The sequence below is a fragment of the Shewanella sp. ECSMB14101 genome (assembly GCF_000773485.1).
Lineage (GTDB): Bacteria > Pseudomonadota > Gammaproteobacteria > Enterobacterales > Shewanellaceae > Shewanella > Shewanella marisflavi.
Window position 1 is genome coordinate 394,493 of the sequence record NZ_JSFF01000001.1, and the last position, 22,463, is coordinate 416,955.

Annotated in this window: 17 protein-coding genes and 1 riboswitch; of the genes, 5 read left to right on the forward strand and 12 right to left on the reverse strand. The window is 52.3% G+C overall.

Features of this window, described 5'->3' with window-relative positions:
* Positions 1-161: 161 nt before the first annotated feature.
* Positions 162-554 (reverse strand): H-NS histone family protein, encoded by a 393-nt coding sequence (locus NY07_RS01735; RefSeq protein WP_033537599.1) that lies wholly within the window; start codon positions 552-554, stop codon positions 162-164.
* A gap of 316 nt (positions 555-870) precedes the next feature.
* Here NY07_RS01735 and NY07_RS01740 point away from each other — a divergent pair, with 316 nt between their 5' ends.
* The 3 genes from NY07_RS01740 (at position 871) to NY07_RS01750 (ending at position 4,553) form a co-directional block, all read left to right on the forward strand.
* Positions 871-1,620: an electron transfer flavoprotein subunit beta/FixA family protein gene (locus NY07_RS01740; protein ID WP_033537600.1), complete on the forward strand. Its 750-nt coding sequence runs from the start codon at positions 871-873 to the stop codon at positions 1,618-1,620.
* Positions 1,621-2,544 (forward strand): electron transfer flavoprotein subunit alpha/FixB family protein, encoded by a 924-nt coding sequence (locus NY07_RS01745; RefSeq protein WP_033537601.1) that lies wholly within the window; start codon positions 1,621-1,623, stop codon positions 2,542-2,544.
* A 148-nt stretch (positions 2,545-2,692) separates the two neighbouring features.
* Positions 2,693-2,909: riboswitch (Lysine riboswitch) on the forward strand.
* Between the two features lie 78 nt (positions 2,910-2,987).
* Positions 2,988-4,553, forward strand: coding sequence for a Na+/H+ antiporter NhaC family protein (locus NY07_RS01750; RefSeq protein WP_033537602.1), 1,566 nt, complete (start codon positions 2,988-2,990; stop codon positions 4,551-4,553).
* Positions 4,554-4,671: 118 nt separating this feature from the next.
* On the opposite strand, the gene NY07_RS01755 is transcribed toward NY07_RS01750, so the two are convergent.
* The 3 genes from NY07_RS01755 to NY07_RS01765 all read right to left on the reverse strand — a co-directional run bounded on the left by NY07_RS01755 (position 4,672) and on the right by NY07_RS01765 (position 10,575).
* A complete protein-coding gene (locus tag NY07_RS01755; protein WP_033537603.1) occupies positions 4,672-6,816 on the reverse strand; it encodes a M3 family metallopeptidase in 2,145 nt (714 codons plus the stop codon).
* 184 nt (positions 6,817-7,000) lie between these two features.
* Entirely contained in the window at positions 7,001-9,001 is a 2,001-nt protein-coding gene (locus tag NY07_RS01760; protein ID WP_033537604.1) for a multiheme c-type cytochrome, read from the reverse strand.
* A gap of 404 nt (positions 9,002-9,405) precedes the next feature.
* Positions 9,406-10,575: a tetratricopeptide repeat protein gene (locus NY07_RS01765; protein WP_033537605.1), complete on the reverse strand. Its 1,170-nt coding sequence runs from the start codon at positions 10,573-10,575 to the stop codon at positions 9,406-9,408.
* A 275-nt stretch (positions 10,576-10,850) separates the two neighbouring features.
* Here NY07_RS01765 and NY07_RS01770 point away from each other — a divergent pair, with 275 nt between their 5' ends.
* Complete coding sequence (locus NY07_RS01770; protein ID WP_033537606.1) at positions 10,851-11,429, forward strand: thymidine kinase; 579 nt, start codon at positions 10,851-10,853, stop codon at positions 11,427-11,429.
* A gap of 68 nt (positions 11,430-11,497) precedes the next feature.
* Here the strand turns inward: NY07_RS01770 and NY07_RS01775 are convergent, their stop codons facing one another.
* Positions 11,498-12,277 carry a transporter substrate-binding domain-containing protein gene (locus NY07_RS01775; RefSeq protein ID WP_033537607.1) on the reverse strand — a complete coding sequence of 260 codons (780 nt, stop codon included), beginning with the start codon at positions 12,275-12,277 and terminating at the stop codon, positions 11,498-11,500.
* Positions 12,278-12,663: 386 nt separating this feature from the next.
* On the opposite strand from NY07_RS01775, the gene NY07_RS01780 reads away from it, so the two are divergent.
* Entirely contained in the window at positions 12,664-14,238 is a 1,575-nt protein-coding gene (locus NY07_RS01780) for a methyl-accepting chemotaxis protein (RefSeq protein ID WP_033537608.1), read from the forward strand.
* A gap of 85 nt (positions 14,239-14,323) precedes the next feature.
* Here NY07_RS01780 and NY07_RS01785 read toward each other — a convergent pair whose 3' ends face one another.
* The 7 genes from NY07_RS01785 to NY07_RS01815 form a co-directional block, all read right to left on the reverse strand.
* Positions 14,324-14,980 (reverse strand): 3-oxoacid CoA-transferase subunit B, encoded by a 657-nt coding sequence (locus NY07_RS01785; protein WP_033537609.1) that lies wholly within the window; start codon positions 14,978-14,980, stop codon positions 14,324-14,326.
* 12 nt (positions 14,981-14,992) lie between these two features.
* Positions 14,993-15,694, reverse strand: coding sequence for a CoA transferase subunit A (locus NY07_RS01790; protein WP_033537610.1), 702 nt, complete (start codon positions 15,692-15,694; stop codon positions 14,993-14,995).
* Between the two features lie 46 nt (positions 15,695-15,740).
* Complete coding sequence (locus tag NY07_RS01795) at positions 15,741-16,646, reverse strand: hydroxymethylglutaryl-CoA lyase (RefSeq protein ID WP_033537611.1); 906 nt, start codon at positions 16,644-16,646, stop codon at positions 15,741-15,743.
* Between the two features lie 2 nt (positions 16,647-16,648).
* Positions 16,649-18,682 (reverse strand): acetyl/propionyl/methylcrotonyl-CoA carboxylase subunit alpha, encoded by a 2,034-nt coding sequence (locus NY07_RS01800; protein WP_033537612.1) that lies wholly within the window; start codon positions 18,680-18,682, stop codon positions 16,649-16,651.
* A gap of 57 nt (positions 18,683-18,739) precedes the next feature.
* Positions 18,740-19,540, reverse strand: coding sequence for an enoyl-CoA hydratase-related protein (locus tag NY07_RS01805; RefSeq protein ID WP_033537613.1), 801 nt, complete (start codon positions 19,538-19,540; stop codon positions 18,740-18,742).
* Positions 19,541-19,590: 50 nt separating this feature from the next.
* On the reverse strand, positions 19,591-21,198 hold the full coding sequence (locus NY07_RS01810) for a carboxyl transferase domain-containing protein (RefSeq protein WP_033537614.1): 1,608 nt from the start codon (positions 21,196-21,198) through the stop codon (positions 19,591-19,593).
* 89 nt (positions 21,199-21,287) lie between these two features.
* Complete coding sequence (locus NY07_RS01815; RefSeq protein WP_033537615.1) at positions 21,288-22,457, reverse strand: isovaleryl-CoA dehydrogenase; 1,170 nt, start codon at positions 22,455-22,457, stop codon at positions 21,288-21,290.
* Between the last annotated feature and the right edge of the window lie 6 nt (positions 22,458-22,463).

The window sequence follows — 22,463 nt, forward strand, 5'->3', positions numbered from 1 at the left end:
ACAATTTCCAAGGGCGTAACTGTATCGGTTTATGTCAATCTCGGGGCGGAGATTATGGGGGAGCGTAAGAGGTGAAATGAGTAAAAATGATGGCTAATAAAAAAGCCAACCTACTGGTTGGCTTTCAAACCTGTCTCCCAGATGGACTGGGATATTATGCATTAGATAAGAAACTCTTCCAAAGAACGGCCTTTATCTAATTCATTTTTAAATACGGTTGGTGTGCGACCTTGACCCGTCCAAGTGATCGTTTCGCCATCCACTTCAATTTTATATTTAGGTGGGCGTGGTGCACGTTTTTTAGGGGCAGGCTTAGCAGCTACGGCACCTAAATCGTCAATTGATAAACCAACAGCTTCCATTTGTTGGCGAATCTCTTCTATCTTTGCATTGCGCTCGGCCATCATCGCGCTTTCTTCTTCAGCTTGCTTCTCTTTCTCGGTGATGATTTTTTCAAGCTTAGTCGCTACATCTTTTAAATCTTCTACCGACAATTCTTTAACAGCAGCCTTAAAGCGACGACCGTGCGTCAATATATCTAGAAATTCGCTCATATTAATTATGTCCTGCTTAAAAAATAAAATAGTAAATAGGATTACAGGGCTAATAATAGGAACTAAAAAAGATTTTATCAAACGAATTAAATGAATATTTAGTCTTTATTGTAAATTTCATTTCGAGATATCTCTTTATTAGCCATTTTGGTGCAGCGACTCAGGTAAAGATAAGGGGTTATTGATGTAGGACAAAGATGTCGACGACTTCCTGTTGACGTTAACGTCAACAGCACGTAAAGTGGCATCAGTTTGTGATAGTTTTGCTATGCACTATTTGTTGTTATCCAGAATAAAGACGTAAGAAGGAAGCCTTATGAAAGTATTGGTGCCAGTTAAACGCGTCGTCGATGCTAATGTGAAGGTCAGGGTCAATGCTGACAATACAAATGTCGATACCGCAAATCTGAAGATGGCCATTAACCCATTTTGTGAGATTGCTGTAGAAGAAGCGGTACGTTTGAAAGAAGCAGGTATTGCGACCGAGATTGTGGTAGCAACCATAGGGCCTAAGGCGTCGCAGGAACAACTCCGTACGGCAATGGCACTAGGGGCTGACCGCGGTATCCATGTGGAAACCGACGAAGAGCTTGCGCCACTGTCTATTGCAAAATTACTTAATGCAATTCAAGCCAAGGAGCAGGCTCAGCTGATCATGCTGGGCAAACAGTCAATCGATGGCGACAACAACCAGACGGGTCAGATGCTGGCTGCACTGGCAGGTCTGCCACAGGCTACATTCGCCTCTGAGGTGAAAGTCGAGGGCGAACACTTGGTCGTGACTCGTGAAATTGATGGGGGTCTGCAGACGCTCAAGATGCCACTGCCGGCGGTAGTTACTACTGACCTGCGTCTGAACGAACCTCGCTATGCCAAATTACCTAACATCATGAAGGCGAAACGTAAGCCGCTCGATACCGTGACGGTTGAAAGCCTGGGTGTGACCCTCAAGCAGCATCAGAAGGTGCTCAAGGTAACACCGCCTGCTGAGCGTCAAGCCGGTATTATGGTGGCTTCTGTCGAGGAGCTAGTGGACAAGCTAAAGAATGAAGCGAAGGTGATCTAAATGGCGATTCTAGTAATAGCAGAACATGATAATGCGACTCTAAAACTCGACACGGCTAAAGTCGTGGCCTGTGCCCAGGCTATCGGTAGTGAAGTCGATGTGATGGTAGCGGGTCACAACTGCGGCGCCGCTGTCGAGAGCGCCAAGCAGCTTAGCGGTGTGCGTCAGGTCTTGGTGGCCGATGGTGCCGTTTATGCCAATGCCATCGCCGAAAACTTGTCTCAGCTGATTGTCTCTGTGGCCAGCGAGTATCAACATATTCTGGCTGCGGCATCGAGTATTGGTAAAGATGTGTTGCCTCGTGTGGCCGCACTCTTAGATGTTGCCCAGCTCTCAGAAGTGGTCGAGGTGGTGAGCGAAGATACCTTCGTGCGTCCTATCTATGCCGGTAGCGCCATGGCAACGGTACAGAGCCTAGATGCCATCAAGGTGATGACGGTTCGTGCCAGTGCCTTCGATGCAGTTGCTCAAGAGGGAAGTGCCTCGGTACAGACACTGGAACATGAATACAGTGGCGATGTGGAGTTTGTATCGCAAACTCTGTCTGAGTCTGAGCGTCCCGATCTGGGCGCTGCTTCAGTCGTGGTCTCTGGCGGTCGCGCCATGGGCAGTGCTGAGAACTTTGCCATTTTGGAACAGTTGGCTGATAAGCTTGGTGGTGCACTGGGCGCGTCTCGCGCGGCAGTGGACGCCGGTTATGTGCCAAACGATCTGCAGGTGGGACAGACAGGTAAGATTGTCGCGCCAGATCTCTATATCGCCGTAGGTATTTCTGGTGCCATCCAGCACCTGGCGGGGATGAAAGACTCTAAGGTGATCGTGGCGATTAACAAAGATCCTGAAGCGCCTATCTTCCAGGTAGCCGACTATGGTCTGGAAGCGGATCTGTTCGAGGCCGTGCCTAAGCTACTCGAACTTATTTAATAAAATGTAAATGCATGGTGAATACCTTGGTGTTCATCTAAAGTTTAGTGTGATATAGATCACGTGGAGCGGCTTTGAGGTAGCATCCTTAAAGCCGCTTGTGTTTTTATGTGCCTCACGTTTGCCGATAGTGACATTGGCAGGCGTCCTGAGACGTAGAGGTGCATTAAATATCAGTAGTATTCGTTAGGGTGATGCCGTTAAGCGAATATGAAAGGATTTGGTGCCGAAGTGGTGGAGTTGATCAAGGCTCGCCGCTGGGGCTGTCATCGAATAGAGGCAGCACTGCCATAGTGCTTCTTATCCGGACTGATAAGAGGAAATTATACCGATAATGGGTATCACTATGGAGCGCTACTGATAGGACAGGTGTAATATCTATTGCTATATCCCACCAGTTCAGTTGCCCTCCATTCGTATTTTAACGAAGACAATATTTAACAATGACAACTTTGAGTTATGCCGATTCGGCACTTTCTTTGCTGCCACCCTTGGTAGCGATTCTGCTGGCGATCTTCACTCGCCGTGTATTGCTGTCCTTAGGCTTAGGGATCCTCTTGGGGGCACTCTTAATTGCCGATTTTTCGCTGCTGGATATGGGTCAGTATCTGGGCCAACAGGTGGTGGGCCTGGTGTGGGATGATGGTGCCCTGAATAACTGGAACGTCTACCTGCTTGGCTTTTTGATTCTCCTCGGGATGATCACCGCGCTGATCACTGTGAGCGGGGCGGCAAAGGCCTTTGCCGATTGGGCGCGCCAGCATATTCGCAACAAGCGTGATGCCAAGCTACTGACCATGTTCCTGGGTTGCGTGGTGTTTATCGATGACTATTTCAACAGCCTGGTGGTTGGTAGTGTCGCCCGTCCACTCACCGACAGATATTATATCTCTCGCAGTAAGCTGGCTTACCTGCTGGATTCGACCGCCGCGCCTATCTGCGTGATTTCGCCAGTGTCGAGCTGGGGCGCTTATATTATTGCGCTGATCGGCGGCATCTTAACTGCCCATGGTTTTACCGACAGCGGTCATCTGAGTGTGTTTGTGCAGATGATACCAATGAACTTCTACGCCATCTTCGCGCTGCTGTTACTCCTATGTGTTGCCTTTATGGGGCTGGATGTGGGCCCGATGCGCCAGCATGAACTGAACGCCCAAAAAGGCAATCTGTATGATGAGTCTAAGGGTTTACCTCCTGGGGCTAACAGCGACCTGCCTGAGGCTGATTCGGGCAAGATCTTAGGCTTATTTTTACCTATTACGGTACTGGTATTTGCCACCATCTACTTCATGATCAGCAGCGGCGCCGATGCCTTAGCGGCAGAGAGCCTGCCCTTTAGCGTAATTGGTGCCTTCGAGAAGACAGATGTGGCGTCATCACTCTTCTTTGGTGCCGTGATAGGTTTGGTGGCCACCTTAATGCTAGTGATCAGTCAAGGTCTTGAGAAATCTCTTATTCTGAAAGGCATTATTGCCGGCGCGCGCTCTATGCTGCCTGCCATTTATATTCTACTGTTTGCCTGGACCATTGCCGGCGTGATAGGCCAAATGGAGACGGGTAAATATATGGCCAGTCTGGCATCGGGGAACATTCCTTTTGCCTTGCTACCTGCCGTGTTGTTTGTACTGGCTGGATTAACCGCTTTCTCTACCGGTACCAGCTGGGGCACCTTTGGTATCATGCTGCCTATTGCTGCCGATATGGCCATGGGCACCCACAGCAACATGATGTTGCCTATGCTTGCCTCAGTGCTGGCTGGCGCCGTGTTTGGCGATCACTGCTCGCCTATCTCTGATACCACCATTTTGTCTTCTACCGGGGCGAACTGTCACCATATCGACCATGTGCTGACTCAGCTGCCTTATGCGCTTATTGTGGCGGGGATCAGTTTGGTGGGTTATACGGTGTTGGGCTTTACCGAATCTGTAGGCGCCGGACTAGCGGCCTGTAGCGCGTTATTTGTGGTGAGCATATTGGTGCTGCGTCACAAGGCTAATCGCCCGGTTTAAGTAAGCTTGAGCAGACGTAAGCACTGTAAGCACTCGCATTGATTAAAACCTGAGAGATAAAAATGCCGCTCATTGAGCGGCATTTTTTATGGGCGTTCCCTAGTTTAAGGGGGAGTTCTTAGTTCAGACCACGGCGTTTAAGCAAGGCATCAGTGGTTGGCTCCTGACCGCGGAAGGCCTTGTAGGCTTCCATCGGCGGGACGCTGTTACCCACTTCACGTATTGTCTTGCGATACTTCATACCGATCTCGCGGTTTAGACCACCCTGTGTTTGCACATAGGCAAAGGCGTCTGCCGCCAGGATCTCACTCCACATATAAGCGTAGTAACTGGCCGAATAGCCGCCTGGGAAGGCGTGGGCAAAGTAGGTCGACTTATAGCGTGGTGGTACGGCTGCGATATTGATGCCGTGCTTTTCCAGCGCCTTAGCTTCGAACTCAGCCACATCCTGTAGCTGTGTATCGGCGCTCAGTGAGTGCCACTCAAGGTCAACCAGCGCCGCGGCCATATATTCCAAGGTATCGAAGCCCTGGTTGAAGCTACGTGATTTGAGCAGCTTCTGCAGCAGTGCTTCAGGGATCACTTCACCGGTTTGATAATGCTTAGCATAGTTAGCCAGTACTTCAGGGTGCGCAGCCCAGTCCTCTTCGAAGGTCGACGGGAACTCAACAAAGTCACGAGATACAGCGGTACCTGCCAGGCTAGGGTAGGTCACCTTAGAGAACATGCCATGGGTACCGTGACCCATCTCATGGAACATGGTGGTGACTTCATCGTAGCTGACGAAGGTGGGCTCACCCTCAGGGGCCTTCTTGATGTTCATCACGTTGACGACCACTGGCTTTTGGTTCAGCAGTTTAGATTGAGTGACGAAAGAGCTCATCCAGGCCCCGCCGCGCTTGCCTTCACGGGCAAAGTAGTCGGCGTAGAAGATCGCCATCGAGCTGCCGTCGGCGTCAAACATCTCGTAGGCCTTCACATCTTCATGGTAGACAGGCAGATCTGGACGTGGCTTAAGCGTGACGCCATAAAGACGCTCTAGGGTAAAGAAGACGCCATCTTTAAGTACGCGCTCAAATTCGAAGTAAGGCTTGATGGCGGCGGCGTCTAGGTCGAACTTCTCTTTACGCACTTTCTCGGCATAAAAAGCCCAGTCCCATGGCGCTAGGGTGAAGTCACCGCCGGTTTTGTTGATCATCGCCTGAATATCGTCGGCTTCTTTTTGGGTGTTAGCCACAACCGCTGGCACCATAGAACCAAACATCTGATAAACGGCTTCTGGCGTCTTTGCCATCTGCGGCGTTAGGCGGTAGTCGGCCCAGCTGTCGTAGCCCAGTAGCTTAGCTCGTTCTGCGCGCAGCTGTGCCAGACGAGAAACCAATGAAGCCGTTTCGTTTTCACCACTCATGCCACGGGTGGCAGAAGCTTGCCATACCTTTTGACGCAGTTCGCGATTTTCCAGTTTGGCCAGCACAGGCTGGCGTGTGGTGTTGGTGATGTTGAGCAGGTACTTGCCTTCATGGCCTGCAGCCTTGGCATCGGCCTTGGCGGCGCGAATATCACTGTCTGACAATCCTTTTAGCTCATCGACATTGTCGACTACAACGGCGATCTCTTTGGTGAGTCTCAATAGGCGCTGGCTAAACTCGTTGGTGAGTTTAGATTGCTCTTCGTTTAATACGCGGATCTGTGCTTTTTGATCTTCGGTCAGCTTGGCGCCAGCCATGACGAAACGCTGGTGGTAGACCTCGATGAGACGAACCTCTTCGTTAGTCAGTCCCAGGCTGTCCCTCTGCTGGTATAGACTGTCGATACGAGAGAACAGCTTGCCATTGAGGTGGATGTTGTCAGAGTGGGCCGCCATTTTTGGCGCCATTTCGCCTTGGATCTTGCGCAGGGCTGGGTTGCTGTTAGAACTCGTTAGGTTGTAGAACACCTGAGAGGCGCGAGTGAGTAACTCGCCGCTGGTTTCCATTGCCACTATGGTGTTAGCAAACGTCGGATCATCCTGGTTATTGGCGATCGCGAGAACCTGTTGGTAGTGCTCTTTGATGCCTTGCTCTAGCGCGCTTTGGAAATGTTCATCCTTGATCTGGCTAAAGTTGGGTGCCTGATACTGTAGCGTGCTGGCCACCAAGAGTGGGTTTTCTGCCATTACGGCTGCTGCTTGGGCATCTTGTGTCTGAGTGGATTGGCAACCACTAAGTAAAAGGGTGGTCGATAAGGCGCCGGCAACGGCAAATGCGATAAGATTGAGTTTCATCTATTTGAACTTCCTTAGATTGCGCTTGTTATTTTTATGTGGAGAGAGTTTGGCTTTAATGTAGCCATTGTAAATTAACTCAGGCTGAAAATGAGAGGTAAGACAATAAAAAAGGAGCCTGGCGAAGGGCTCCTTTGGGTGTTACTCGGGATACTAAGTCATTACCTAGCTATTACCATAAATATTAGCGGGTAAAGTTATGGTACTTTTCGATACCAAAGCTACTACCTTCGGCGTGACAAGTCGCACATGACTCTGTGGTGCTGAGCTTGTACCACTCGGTAGCCGGTACATCTTCAGTAGTAGTACCGCCGTTTTGCATCATATGGTTCAGCGCGCTTTCATCGTTATGGCAAGCGTAACAGTTGGCCGTGATTGGGCTGGCCATCTTGTCATTTACGCCATAGGCACGTGCCTTGATGAACTGATTTGGTACAGCATTCAGATCAACCACACCGCTGTCATGACAAGCCACACAGCCTGTTTGCGGTGCGATCACGCTTGCAGAGTTAGACACTTCCTTACCGTCTTCATCCAAGCTCTTGCTGCCTACACCCCAGTGCATGCTGTGCACCATAGGGCCGAAGCCTGGAGAGGAGTAGCCGGCACGGCGATCTTGACCATTGTTATGACAAGCTACACAGCCCAGGCCACCTTCGGCAAAGTTACCGTTCTTGTGGAAGTTGGCTTCGCTGTTGTGACAAGTCGTACAAGACTCACTGCCGACGTTATGACGACGGTCGTAGCTGCTCACCTCTCCTGAGACAGGATTAACAACATCTGTGTAGCCATGGATGGTGACCACGTCGGTTTCATCACCCTGATAGTCTTCAGTGGTGAAGCTAACTCTTAGTGACGCCATTAAGCCTGCATCAGGCACACCGCTTAAGTCCACACCCGTAAAGCACATGGTTTTACTGCCATCGGCTTCATAACTGTAGTCGTAAGAGCGGGTTAAGCGCGCTACGATTGAGTCATTGTATACGGCATGCGGGTAAGAGCCAGCGTAGATGATCGGCTTCTCTGGGTTGTAGGCCACATTTTGCTCTTCATACAGGGCATGCAGATCTACTAAGGTTTCAGTTTCACCTTCCACTTGGTAGAGCGACATAGTGGTACACCAGAGGCCAGCATCGTTAAGTGCTAGTGGTGTGCCTTTCACCTTGTATGATTCTTTAATGACCTGTTTCTTATCAAGTTTAGCCTTAGCTTCATGTAGCTTACGCAGATCTGAGCCGTTACCAGGAACGATATCTCCCGGAATGCCACCAGTGTCGTGACAGTCGGTACAGCCTGGGCCCGCGATGTTGACATTAACTGTTGGCTCGGCGTGGCAAGAGCTACAGTTCATAGCACTAAAGCCGGTCTCAAACGCTTGGTGGTTGATATGACCTATCTTTGAGAGTGTATTGCTGGCGTAACCGCCAACGGAGAAGCCTTGTTCGTTAACCGCGGTGCGGCTTACCGAGCCGTGACAGACCATACAACCTTCGACGAAGGTGACTTCACCGTCCATGCCTTGGGCCACATAACTTGAGTGGCGATTAGGGCTGGTAGAGTAGTCGACGTGACAAGAGAAACAGGCCTCAGTCGTGGTCGAGAAGGCACCTTCTGGCTTGTTAACCACATATTCACCAGATCCAGCAATGCCTGATTCGCTATGGCCGCCGACACGTAGCCAGACAATTCCTTCGGTTCCCGCATTAACGCCTTTCAAAGGTAGAACGAATTCATAGTGACCATCGCTTATTTGAGTAAGCGTTGCTCCTTCGGTGTCGGGTGTTCTGGAAGACTCCATGTTTACCCCACCGTAACCACCGATATGAACATTGTCTTCGACTTCGTTGATTGGGCTTTCGGTGCGGTTATTGATAAAGCCTTTGTCGGTCAGAGCCGCAACTTTACCTTCGGCTTTTGTCAGGCCGTTAACAAGCTCACCATTTTCATTAGTGACCTCAAACTCGTAACTAATAGTACCTTCACCAAGTGTATAGTTAATTACCTTAACATTTGTTTCTAACGATGTTGTTGCTACCGGTGGAGTCCAGGATTCTCCTGGGGTACCAGGTTGACCATCAACTCCGTCTTTACCATCTTTTCCATCGTCACCACTGCATCCCGCTAACGAACCGGCCAGCACAGCGGCGACCAGATAAGCGAGTTTTTTAGATGTTATAAGTTTCATCATTTTTCTCCATTGATCCAAAGCGCCGAGTTAGCTGCCTTCCTGCTAAATTTTGCAGGGGGTCATTAGCAGTCAACAGTTTGTATCGGCGTGATTGGACCCAGGTTATTTTTATTGTTTGAACCAACATGGAAACATATGGGTTCGAATATGACTATATTGTTAAACCCATGTTGTTTTCTTAACCTGGCTCACAGGAATTTGTATCTCTTTGGGGGTAGATCTCATTTTTGTTAAATTTATTTAAAATCAAACATCTAATTAATGTTTGTTAAGGTTGTTTTAAGTTTATTTTAAGGTTGTGACTGTTTTAACCATCGATGAGATAAACGAAGTTGTTGATGCTGGCAAACCGCACTGGTTAGGGACGGTGCCGATTACTCTGCAGGTGGGACTAGCACAATTTAATCTTGTGACAACTGGGCCAGCTTTGCTTGGTAGCGCAGCTGTAACTCGACCTCATGGGTTTTATCTAAAGCCTGGGTAATAGCGTGGCGAGCCGCTAGCGGTTTACCCATAAGGTATAGGGCTTTAGCCTTGCCAGCATAGGCTTGTGGCATATAAGGGGCAAGCTCAATGGCCTTGGTGTAGTAGCGTAGTGCGCCTGGATAATCGGCGTTTTGGTAGTGCTCGTTAGCAAGTATGATCCAGCGAAACGGACTGGGATCATCGGCCTTGTCTATACGCCGCTGTAATTCGCGCGCTTCTAGGGTACGTCCCTGAGTTACCATTAACACTTTATAGTTAATCAATAAATTCAGATCGTCATTATCGATAGCTAAGCCATATAAGTAGAGAGATTCCGCTTGTTGAGGTGCGTTTAAATGGCGATAGATCACCGCAAGCAGATTGATGAGTTCGACCCTTTTAGGTGCCAGTGTTAACCCTTCGATGGCGATCCAGGCGGCTCTGGTATACGCTTTTTGCTCTAGCGCATCGGCCGCTAGGTTTTGATAGTACATGGCCATAAACTCATTTTCGCCAATATTCCCCTTAGCACGGCTGTTACGACTCGGGAAATAGTCGACCACTAAGCCTGGCTCGTAGAAATAGAGGCTACCGGCTTTGGGTTCGAAGTTGGGATCCATGAGCTTGGTTTTGACATGATTGGAGATCAGCTGCAGTTCGGCCGATTGGAAAAACACTGGCGAGGAGGTTTCCTCAATATACTTGAGTTCAATGCCCACCAAGTTAGCGTAGGCCTTGGTCAGTACAGCCAAAGACATACAGTTACCCGCATTTTGGATTAAGGTGTCATTGGCATTGTAGGTTTGGCCATAGTAGTTAAACGAGCCTAAACGTCCCTCGAGATAATCATAGATGCGGTAATGACCCGCTATATCCTGATGGGCGTCGTAATAGCGAAGAAAACGTGATTTTTCTTTTTCATTGATAAACAGTATCTTATCTATACTTTCTATTTCTGGTTTTTGGCCTAATAGACTCGTATCGAGTTGCTTGATGAGATCAAACTTGTCTATTTTTGCCTCTTGCTTTGGCTGAGAGACACAGGCGCTGAGCGAGAGTAGGGCCAGTAAGCTAATGAAGTGGAGCCTAAAGGGTGAAAAAACCATAACTTTCCTTGTATTTTTTGGGACGTGACGACCTTTTCTGATGATTCGCAAGTTGCCAATGCACTTCTACTGGATAATAAATAACCATCCTACAGGTGTCTATCGCCATTTTTTGGCCGAAATGAACCCATGCCTATGCTTCGCCCATTTGCCTAGTCAGGGGAGAAATGTGTGAGATTGTGCAACATCGCCCATTGCCAGCGTGTTTGGCGCTGCTAATTGATATTAGATGGTGATAGAATCGCTCGATAACAATAATCAGGGGAATATTCGATTTGGCACAGCTTTACTTTTACTACTCGGCGATGAATGCGGGTAAATCTACTTCTCTGTTGCAATCTTCCTATAACTATCGTGAGCGTGGCATGAATACCTTGGTCATGACGGCGTCTATCGATGATCGTTATGGTGTGGGTAAGGTCGCCTCGCGTATCGGTATCGAGACCGAAGCTCAGGTGTTTGCCAGCGACGATAATCTGGTGGAGATGGTGAAAGCGGCCGTCAGAGAGCAGACCTTGCACTGTATCTTAATCGATGAGTCGCAGTTTTTGAGTAAGGAGCAAGTACGCCAACTAACCTATGTGGTTGATGTGCTTGATATTCCTGTGCTTTGTTATGGCCTGAAGACTGATTTTCAGGGGGAGTTGTTCAGTGGCAGTCAGTACCTGCTGGCTTGGGCCGATAAGCTGGTGGAACTTAAGACCATCTGCCACTGTGGTCGCAAGGCCAATATGGTGGTGAGACTGGATGGCGAAGGCAAGCCGATGAGAGAGGGCGAGCAGGTCGCTATCGGCGGAAACGAGAGTTACGAGTCCGTGTGCCGTAAACATTTTCGCGAATTCCTTTGGGATTAAGTGTTAAAACAAAAAGCCACCTCAGGGTGGCTTTTTAGTGCAGGCTTGTTTACCAATGGCAAGAGCCGCTAGTGTTGCTTATGACCAAAGTTGACTTCTTGTTCGGGGAACCATTTTTCATAGAGACGCTGTATCTCGCCTTCAGCAATCAAGATCCCCAGTGCAGTGTCGATTTGCGTGAGTAGGGCTTGATTACCTCGCTTGACCGCGAAGGCCACAGGCGAACCGGGATCGGGATTGTCGAGTATCTTCACCTTGATTCCCATCTGCCGCGCCAGATAGAAGCCTACCGCCTTAGGCATAATAGCGGCCTGGATTCGACCTTCCTTTAACATCTGCATCGACTTCTCCTTACTTTGAGTGCCGATAATGCGAAAATCGTACAGGGTGCCCAACTCCTTCCAGTGTGTCTCGATGTAGGAGTGGCGATCGCCGCTGACAAATTCGTTGTGAAGATCCTCAAGCTTAGTGATCTGTTGGTTGTCTTCGAGAATGAATATCACATCATATCTATGGTAGTAAGGCTGGGTGAACTCAAAGAACTTGGCTCTAAGGGCGTTGACTTCCATGCCTGCAATCACCTCGATATCACCAAACCTAAGCTCATTAAATACCAGATCCCAGGCTTGCTGCCTAAACTGAAATGGCAGGCTGAGACGCTTAAAAATCAATCTGGCCACATCGGCATCGAACCCTGTTGTTTCGCCGTTTAAGGAGAACTGGTAAGGAGGAAATCCGGTGGCTACGCCACATCGTGTCGGTGGCGTTTGCTGCGCCAGAGCCGTAAGACTCAAACAGAGGAGTAGGCTGCCAAGAAGCAGCTGTTTGTAGGTAGCAATTTGGGGCATTAGTTGAGGTGGCCTGCTAGTTTCATCTTTTCACTCATAGGGGTTTAGTTTAGTTGGTTTTGTCATCTTGGGGCGAACACGCTAAGGGCCACCCTGGCAGGCGCGTCTTCGCTAATGGCCATAATAATATTGTGGATTAGACCTAAATAGCAAACAAAAGCTGTTACAATGTGTTTTATTGTCTTAAATTCAAAGTGATAGGTAAAAATAATCTTTATTATCGCAGCCTTATTTAGTGTGTCTTAAATTATATCCCCTATGAGACCTGGCTCAAAAAATCAACACTTGTAACCAGTGTTGATACAGAAATATTGCGTTAGATCAATTGTCAATTCGTCGTCAGGCGTCAAAATTCAGACACTTCTTGGATAACTTATTAAAATGCAATGCGAAATAATCAACCCGTGATAGACAATGAAGTCCCGCTTACCGACGATGACATCTTGCTCTCCACGACAGATCTCAAAGGCAATATAGGTTATGCCAATGAGGATTTTTGTCGTATCTGTGGCTTCTCTGAGGAGGAGCTGCTGACTCAGCCCCATAATATAGTACGTCATCCCGATATGCCCAAGGACGCCTTCGCCATGTTGTGGCAAAGCCTGGCCAAGAAGCAAGCCTGGCTCGGTGTGGTGAAAAACCGCTGTAAAGATGGCTCTTTCTACTGGGTCAACGCCTATGTAGCACCTGTATTAGAAAATGGTCAGGTGAAGGAGTATCAATCGGTACGGCGCCGGGCAAGCCGCGAGCAGGTAGAGCGCGCCAGCGATATCTATCAGAGCCTGAATAAGTCGGAGCAGCGCAGCGAGATCAAGGATGCCAAGCTCAGTTATGGCGGCAAGTTGACCCTATTTGCTTTTCTCTGCCTTATGTTAGCCATCGGCCTGAGTAATATCTCGCCCTGGTTGGCGCTCGTCTGCGCGCCGCTGTTGGCGCTCGGCATGAGGCTCCTCTTGGCGCCGCTAAGGGCCTTGAATGACCATGCACTTACTATCGTGTCAGATCCTGTGGCCAGACACATCTACGCTGGAAGGCGGGACGAGCTGGGCAATATTCAATTTGCCATGGAGTTTACCACGGCTGAGATCGCCGGGGTGGTAGGGCGGATGACAGATGCCTCAAGCGTCATCGCCAGAGACAGCGACGCCCTGCTCGGCTCTATCACAGCCACGGCCGATCGCGCCGATGGCCAGAATCAACAAACCGCCCAGGCCGCAGCGGCCGTTGAGGAGTTAACCGCCAGCTTTAATGAACTGGGGCAGCAGATAAAACAGGTGTCGGTGGATGTCGAGGCGAGCCAGGAGGCGGTGCAGCAGGGCTATCAGCAGCTCGATGCCGTGGTGGCCAGCATAGATGAGCTACATCGCGAGGTGGGTAACTTTGCCAATGTGGTCAGCGAGATAGAACATGACAGCGTAGCGATAAACCAGGTGCTTGAGGTGATCACTAAGATTGCCGAGCAGACTAATCTGCTGGCGCTGAATGCGGCCATCGAGGCGGCAAGGGCTGGTGAATCTGGCCGCGGTTTTGCCGTAGTGGCCGATGAGGTGCGCCAGCTATCGGCGCGCACCGCAGATTCTACCAGTCAGATCGATGCCATTATCGCCAAGTTTCAGCAGAGCACGGCCAATGCGGCTCATACCCTGAGCGCCGGTCAGCGTCAGGCGACTCAGGCGGTGCAGCTGGTTAAGCAAGCCGAGGAGGTGTTTGCCGAACTGGTCAATCGTATCGATAAGATCAATCAGATGGCTGAGCTGAGCGCAGATGCCATGCAGGAGCAGGGATTGGCAGCGGTAGATATCAGTGATTCGCTGCAGGCGATCAGCGAGCTGGCCAGCGAAGGCTTCGAACAATCCCAGGCCGATAGGCGCTTGGGTGAGCGCACTTCACTTAAGTCGGTCGAGTCGCGGCAACTGGCGCGTCAGTTTTGGCGTCAGGCGGTGCATCGCGCCAATGCCTAGGCGTGTCGCAAGAATGCTTAGCATTATTGGTTAGATAACAAAAAGCCCAGATAATTCTGGGCTTTTTTAGGTTTAGCTATTGTGATTAGAGCTGCATCTCTGGGACGTGCTCGGGCACAATCAGTTTGCCGGCCGTCTTGGCGACGATCTCCTCAACACTCACCCCTGGGGCTCGTTCCAGCAGGTGGAAGGCACCATCTTTGATCTCCAGGAAGGCCAGATCGGTCAGTACGCGCTTGATACAGCCGTAACCGGTCAGCGGCAGCTCACATTTTGGCAGCAGTTTAGAGTTGCCGTGCTTATCGGCGTGCATCATGGTGACGATAATATTATCGGCACCGGCTACCAGATCCATGGCACCGCCCATGCCTTTGATCAGCTTACCTGGGATCATCCAGGACGCGATAGAACCTTCCACATCCACCTCGAAGGCGCCCAGCACGGTGAGGTCCACATGACCACCACGGATCATGGCAAAACTCTCAGCTGAGGAGAAGAAGGAGGCGCCAGGTACCGCAGTAACCGTCTGTTTGCCCGCGTTGATGAGATCGGCATCTATGGTCTCTTCGGTAGGGAACTCGCCCATGCCGAGCAAACCGTTTTCCGACTGCAGCATCACCTGCATGCCTTCGGGAATATAGTTGGCGACCAGAGTCGGGATGCCTATGCCTAAGTTGACATAGTAGCCGTCTTGCAGCTCTTGGCTGACACGCTGTGCCAGTTGTTCTCTCGATAAAGCCATGGTGTCGCCTCCCTATTTACTCTTCACTGTACGCTGCTCGATACGCTTCTCGAACGTACCTTGGATCAGGCGATCCACATAGATGCCTGGGGTATGGATATGGTCGGGATCCAGCTCGCCCGGCTCGACGATATGCTCGGCTTCGACCACAGTGATTTTACCGGCGGTAGCCATCATAGGGTTGAAGTTAGCGGCTGTCTTGCGAAATACCAGGTTACCCATGGTGTCGGCCTTCCAGGCGCGTACTAGAGCGAAGTCGGCGGTCAGCGCAGGTTCGAGCACATAGTGACGACCATCGATCTCACGGGTCTCCTTACCTTCGGCCACTGGCGTGCCGTAACCAGTCGCGGTGAAGAAGGCGGGGATACCGGCACCACCGGCGCGGATCTTCTCGGCCAGGGTGCCCTGAGGGGTGAGGATCACGTTAAGTTCACCCGAGAGCATCTGCTGCTCGAAGGTGGCGTTCTCGCCCACGTATGAGGCGATCATGGTGCTGATCTGACGGCTCTTGAGCAGCAGCCCCAGGCCGAAATCATCGACCCCGGCGTTGTTTGAGATGGCGGTGAGGCCCTTGGCACCACTCTTAACCATCTGGGCAATTAAGCCTTCAGGAATGCCACAGAGGCCGAAACCTCCCACCATCACTGTCATGTTGTCTGTCAGACCTTCTAGTGCTTCTTCATAGCTGCCGACCAGCTTATTGAGTCCTGCCATTATTATTATCTCCTTTGAGAGTAAGCCGGGCCTGAGCCCAGCCCTGTTATTCTGTTAACGCGCGTGCGACCTTGGCACCGCTGACTCTGCCCAGTGCCTGGCTGATACTGTTACCTGCCTTGATCAGCGCATTAAGATCTATCCCTGTGTCTATTCCCATACCGTGGAGCATATAGACCAGATCTTCGGTGGCCAGGTTGCCCGATGCGCCTTTGGCATAAGGGCAGCCGCCAAGCCCTGCCACCGAGCTGTCGATGACACTGACGCCGGTCTCCAGGCAGGCGAGAATATTGGCGAGCGCCTGGCCATAGGTGTCATGAAAGTGTAGTGCCAGTTTCTCAACAGGCACCTTTTGCGCGACCGCTTCCACCATTCTACGGGCATTTAAGGGGGTGCCAACGCCTATGGTGTCACCCAGAGAGATCTCGTAGCAGCCCATTTTGTAAAGGATTTCTGCCACGCGAGCCACTTCCTCTACCTGTATTTCGCCCTCGTAGGGACAGCCCAGCACGCAGGAGACATAGCCGCGCACCGGGATCTGTTTTGCCTGAGCCGCCTCCATCACGGGGATGAAGCGCTCGATCGACTCCTCGATAGAGCAGTTGATGTTGCGCTGGCTGAAGCTCTGTGACGCTGCGCCGAAGATAGCGACCTCGTCAGCCCCGGCGTCAAGCGCAAGTTCCAGTCCCTTAAGGTTAGGAGTCAGGGCGCTGTAGATCACGCCTGGGCGTTTACTGAGCTGGCGGAAGATCTCGCCCGAGTCGCCCATCTGCGGCACCCACTTGGGGGAGACGAAACTGCCAGCTTCGATACGGGTTAGGCCCGCTTCGCCCAGTTGGTCAATTAGTGCTAGCTTGTCGGCTGTGGTCACCGCCTTCTCGTTCTGTAGGCCGTCGCGGGCGCCGACCTCGAAGATGCTGACCTTGCTTGGATAGCTGTACGTCGCGGACATGATTAAGCGTCCTCTTTCGCAGTGACTTCGAGCAGCAGGGCGCCGTCGCTCACCAACTCGCCTGGTTGGAAGAAGAAAGCAGCGACTTTGCCGTCAAACGGTGCCTCTATGGTGTATTCCATCTTCATTGCTTCCATCACCATCAGGCCTTGACCCGCCTCGACCTCATCGCCTACTTCGACCAGGTGAGTGACGATAGTGCCGTTCATCGGCGCCTTGAGCTTGTCTTCGCTGCTGGCTTGATCTTCAATCACCTCGGTTTGCAGCGCGCGGAAGTGGTAGCTGCCGCTCGGCAGGAAGAGGGTGAAGTCGTCGCCTTCACGGCTGACGGGGATCTTGCTCTTGTGGCCGTTGATCTCGGCGTGCAGCAGATCTTGCTTGAGTTCGCCGCTCAGGGTCAGCTGCTGATCGTTAAGGTTCAGGTAGTAGCAATCGCCAACCTGACTCAGGGTCAGATGCTGGATCTCATGCTCATCGTCTAGCAGGGATAGCTGATGCATGCCGCTGCGGTTGAGCCTAAAGCCGCTGACCTGACCCCAAGGAGAGTAGGGATCCTGGCTGTTGGTCGCTGTGAGCTTGGCCTGCTCTTTCTGTGCGCACAGGTGATAGAGCGCGGCGAAGGCCAGGGCACCATTTTGCTCATGGCTGTTGTCACCATCCAAGTTCGCGCCAATCAGGGTGTCGCCATAACGCTCGATAAAGTCTGTGCTGAAATCGGCCTGGCCAAAGGCCTGGTGTTCGGCGATGTTAGCCAAAAATTCTATGTTGTGCTTGAGGCCGCTGATCTGGTACGACTCCAGGGCATGCACCAGGCGCTGCAGGGCGCGGGGGCGCGACTCGTCCCAGACGATCAGCTTGGCGATCATAGGATCGTAAAAGTTACTGATCACATCGTTTTCGCGGATACCGGAATCGATGCGCACATAGCGGTTCTGCTCGGGCTCACGCAGGAAGTTGAGCTTACCGCTGGCGGGCAGAAACTCGTTTTGCGGATCTTCGGCGTAGATACGTACCTCGAAGGAGTGGCCGTGGATGCGCACATCCTCCTGACTCAGTGGCAGCTCGCTACCGCTGGCGACCATCAGCTGCCATTTGACCAAGTCCTGACCCGTGACCATCTCGGTCACAGGGTGCTCTACCTGCAGACGGGTGTTCATCTCCATGAAGTAGAAGCTGTTGGTCTCATCGGTCGCATGGGTGTCCAGCAAAAATTCTACCGTGCCCGCGCCCACATAGTCGATCGCCTTGGCGGCGGCCACAGCGGCCTCACCCATGGCGCGGCGCAGGCTGTCAGATAGGCCAGGGGCTGGAGCTTCTTCAACCACCTTTTGGTGACGACGCTGAATCGAGCAGTCTCGATCCGACAGATAGATACAGTTGCCCTGAGTATCGGCAAACACCTGCACCTCGACATGGCGAGGCTGTCTCAGGTAGCGTTCGATCAGCAGCTTGTCGTTGCCAAAAGAAGAGGCCGCTTCGCGGCGGGCCGAGTTGATCGCCTCCAGGGCTTCAGATTCCGACTCGACGATACGCATTCCCTTACCACCACCGCCATAGGCTGCTTTAATTAGCTGAGGGAAACCTATCTCTTTAGAGGCCTTGAGCAGCACCTCGTCGCTCTGGTCGTCGCCGTGATAACCGGGCACCAGAGGTACATTGGCCTTTTCCATGATGATCTTGGCGGCGCTCTTGCTGCCCATGGCATCGATGGCATCGGCGCACGGTCCGACGAAGGCGATACCGGCTTGTTCACACTGGCGGGCAAAGTCGGCGTTTTCTGACAGGAAACCGTAGCCAGGGTGGATCGCCTGGGCACCGCTGCGCTTGGCGATTTCAAGGATTAATTCGCCCTTGAGGTAAGACTCGCTCGGGGCGCTGCCGCCTAAGTAGAAGGACTCATCGGCCATCGCCACATGACGGGCGTCCTTGTCGGCGTCCGAATAGAGGGCCACGGTTTTGATACCCATGGCCTGTGCTGTCTTGATGATTCTGCAGGCGATTTCGCCACGGTTGGCGATCAATAATTTGGTAAACATGTTAGCGTGCTCCCCGAACTGGTAGGGCAATAGGGTCTAAGATGATCTCTGGCTTCATTAGGCGTTCCACCTTGGGCTTCTCTTCTCGAAGAAGGCGTTTAGCCCCTCCTGGCCCTCGTCTGAGACGCGAATGCGGGCGATACGCTCGCTGGTGTAGGCCAGGGTTTCCTGGTCGATAACACCATCTTCTAGGCGTGACAGCAGGGTCTTGACCCAGGCCATGCCTTGAGGGCTATTGCCCTTGAGCGCCGTGATGATGGGCGCACTGGCCGCATCGAGGTCATCGTTAATTTCATGGATCACATTGAGCTTAAGTGCCGTTTGGGCGTCGAAACGCTCGGCGGTCAGCATGTAGCGGCGCGAGGCGCGCTGGCCCATGGCACGGACCACATAGGGGCTGATCACCGCTGGGATAAGTCCGAGCTTTACCTCGCTCAGGCAGAAGCTGGCGCGGCTGTCGGCGATGGCGATATCGCTGGCGCAGATTAGCCCCAGAGCGCCACCAAAGGCTGCCCCTTGTACCAAGGCCAGTGTCGGCTTGGGGAACTTGTCCAGCTTGTGCATCAGGGTCGCCAGCTCGTTGGCGTCACTCAAGTTTTGCTCGAAATCCATCTTGGCTTGCTTGCGCATCCAGTTGAGATCGGCGCCGGCGCTGAAGTTACGACCATTGGCCTTAAGCACCAACAGCTGACAGTTGTCATCTTTGGCGAACAGGTCGAGGGCGGCGATCATCTCGGCAATCATCACCTCATCGAAGGCGTTATGTTTGTCGGCGCGGTCAAGCACCATCTCGCCGACCCCGTCGCTTAGGGCGCAGCTTAAGTATTTAAATTCTTGTGCGATTGTTTGGCTTGTCATGAGTATCCTTCCTTGCCTCTGCGTTATCGATTGCTGACTAAAGCGGCGCATTACATGCGGAATACGCCAAACTTAGTCTCCTCAATTGGCGCATTGAGCGCTGCAGAGAGGGCAAGGCCGACCACGTCACGGGTTTGGGCAGGGTCGATAATGCCATCGTCCCACAGTCGGGCGCTGGCATGATAAGGATGTCCCTCCTTGTCATATTGAGCCACGATAGGGGCGCGGAAGGCGGCCTCATCTTCGGCGGACCATTCCACCCCTTTACGGGTCAGACCGTCACGGCGTACGGTTGCCAAAACGCCGGCTGCCTGCTCGCCGCCCATCACAGAGATGCGGGCGTTAGGCCACATCCACATCATGGTCGGCTCGAAGGCGCGGCCGCACATGCCGTAGTTACCGGCGCCGTATGAGCCACCGATGATCACGGTAAATTTAGGTACAGTGGCGCAGGAAACGGCGGTCACCATCTTGGCGCCGTGTTTGGCGATCCCTTCGTGCTCATACTTCTTACCCACCATGAAGCCAGTGATGTTTTGCAAAAACAGTAGTGGGATCTTGCGCTGGCAGCAGAGCTCGATGAAGTGGGCGCCTTTTTGCGCCGACTCGGAGAATAGGATGCCGTTGTTGGCGACTATGCCAACTGGGTAGCCGTGGATGCGGGCAAAACCGCACACCAGAGTGGCGCCATAGTTCGCCTTGAATTCGTCGAAATCTGAGTCATCCACTATGCGGGCAATCACCTCTTTGACATCGAAAGGCTTCTTCAGATCCGTGCCGACTATGCCGTAAAGTTCATTGATATCGAACTTAGGCGGTTTAGCTGGACTTAGTTGACTGGCGATCTGCTTGTTGTGATTGAGTCGGGTCACTGCCTTGCGCGCCAGTTCGAGGGCGTGGTCATCGTTTTGCGCCATATGGTCGGCTACGCCTGAGATCTTAGTATGCACCTCGGCGCCGCCCAGCTCTTCTGCCGAGACTTCTTCACCGGTCGCGGCCTTCACTAATGGTGGTCCCGCGAGGAAGATGGTGCCTTGCTCTTTGACGATGATCGATTCATCGGCCATGGCGGGTACATAGGCTCCCCCTGCGGTACACAGGCCCATCACCACGGCGATCTGTGGAATGCCTTTTGAGGACATCTTGGCCTGGTTATAGAAGATGCGGCCGAAATGATCTCTGTCGGGAAATACCTCGTCCTGGCGCGGCAGGTTTGCCCCGCCTGAGTCCACCAGATAGATGCAGGGCAGGTGACAGCGCTCGGCGATCTCCTGGGCCCTAAGGTGTTTCTTCACCGTCAGTGGATAATAGGTACCGCCTTTTACCGTGGCGTCGTTGGCGATGATCATGCACTCGACGCCGCTGACGCGACCGATACCTGCGATAATGCCCGCAGCCGGTACTACGTCTTCATAGACCTGGTAGGCGGCAAATTGGGAGATCTCCAGAAACGGTGAGCCGGGATCCAGTAGCTTCTCGACACGTTGACGTGGTGACAGCTTGCCACGGGAGAGGTGGCGCTCCATGGCCACGGCGCCACCGCCTTGTTCGATTTCAGACAGTTTTAATTTGAGATCGGCGACCACCTGGCTCATCTGTTGATGCTTGGCCTTAAACTCGTCGCTGCGGGGATTGATTTGACTGCTCAGTTGCGTCACGGCTTGGTTCCTTTTAAGACTGTGGTGAACGGGAAGCGGCGATTGCCCGCCCGAGGCCGGACAGGATCCGGCCTACTTTACGCATTCGATTATTTCGACTCGTTGAACAGCTCGCGGCCGATCAGCATGCGACGGATCTCTGAGGTGCCGGCGCCAATCTCATAGAGCTTGGCATCGCGCAGCAGGCGACCCGTGGCGTATTCGTTAACATAGCCGTTGCCGCCCAGCAGCTGGATAGCATCCAGTGCCATCTTGGTAGCGAGCTCCGCGCTGTAGAGGATGGCACCAGCAGCGTCTTTACGTGTGGTCTCACCGCGATCGCATGACTTGGCGACGTTATAGATGTAAGACTTGGCGGCGTTCATGCCTGTGTACATGTCGGCAAGCTTGCCCTGTACCAGCTGGAACTGACCGATAGACTTGCCGAACTGCTCGCGCTCGTGAATGTAAGGCACCACGATATCCATACAGGCGGTCATGATCCCTAACGGGCCGCCTGAAAGCACTACGCGCTCATAGTCCAGACCGCTCATCAGCACCTTAACGCCGTTGTTGAGGCCGCCAAGGATGTTCTCTTCTGGCACTTCGCAATCTTCGAACACCAGCTCACAGGTGTTAGAGCCGCGCATGCCCAGCTTGTCGAGTTTTTGCGCCTGACTGAAGCCCTTGAAACCACGCTCAACGATGAAGGCGGTGATGCCGTGTGGGCCCTTGTCCATATCTGTCTTAGCGTAGATGACATAGGTGTCGGCATCTGGGCCATTGGTGATCCACATCTTGTTGCCGTTAAGGATATAACGGTCACCCTCTTTACGGGCGCTCAGCTTCATAGAAACCACATCTGAACCCGCGTTAGGCTCGCTCATCGCCAATGCGCCGATATGCTCACCGCTAACCAGCTTGGGCAGGTACTTGGCCTTCTGCTCGCTATTACCGTTACGATTGATCTGGTTAACACACAGGTTTGAGTGCGCGCCGTAGCTCAGGCCAATTGAGGCCGAGGCGCGGGAGATCTCTTCCATGGCCACCACGTGGGCTAGGTAACCCATGTCTGCTCCGCCGTACTCTTCAGGCACTGTGACCCCAAGCAGACCCATTTCGCCCAGTACAGGCCATAGCTCGTTAGGGAAGGCATTTTCCTGATCGACTTTCGCGGCGATAGGGGCGATTTCGTTGGCGGCGAAGCTTTGCACTGCGTCACGCAGCATGTCCACATCTTCACCTAGGCCAAAGTTGAGAGAGGAGTAGAGTTGAGTCATTGTTTT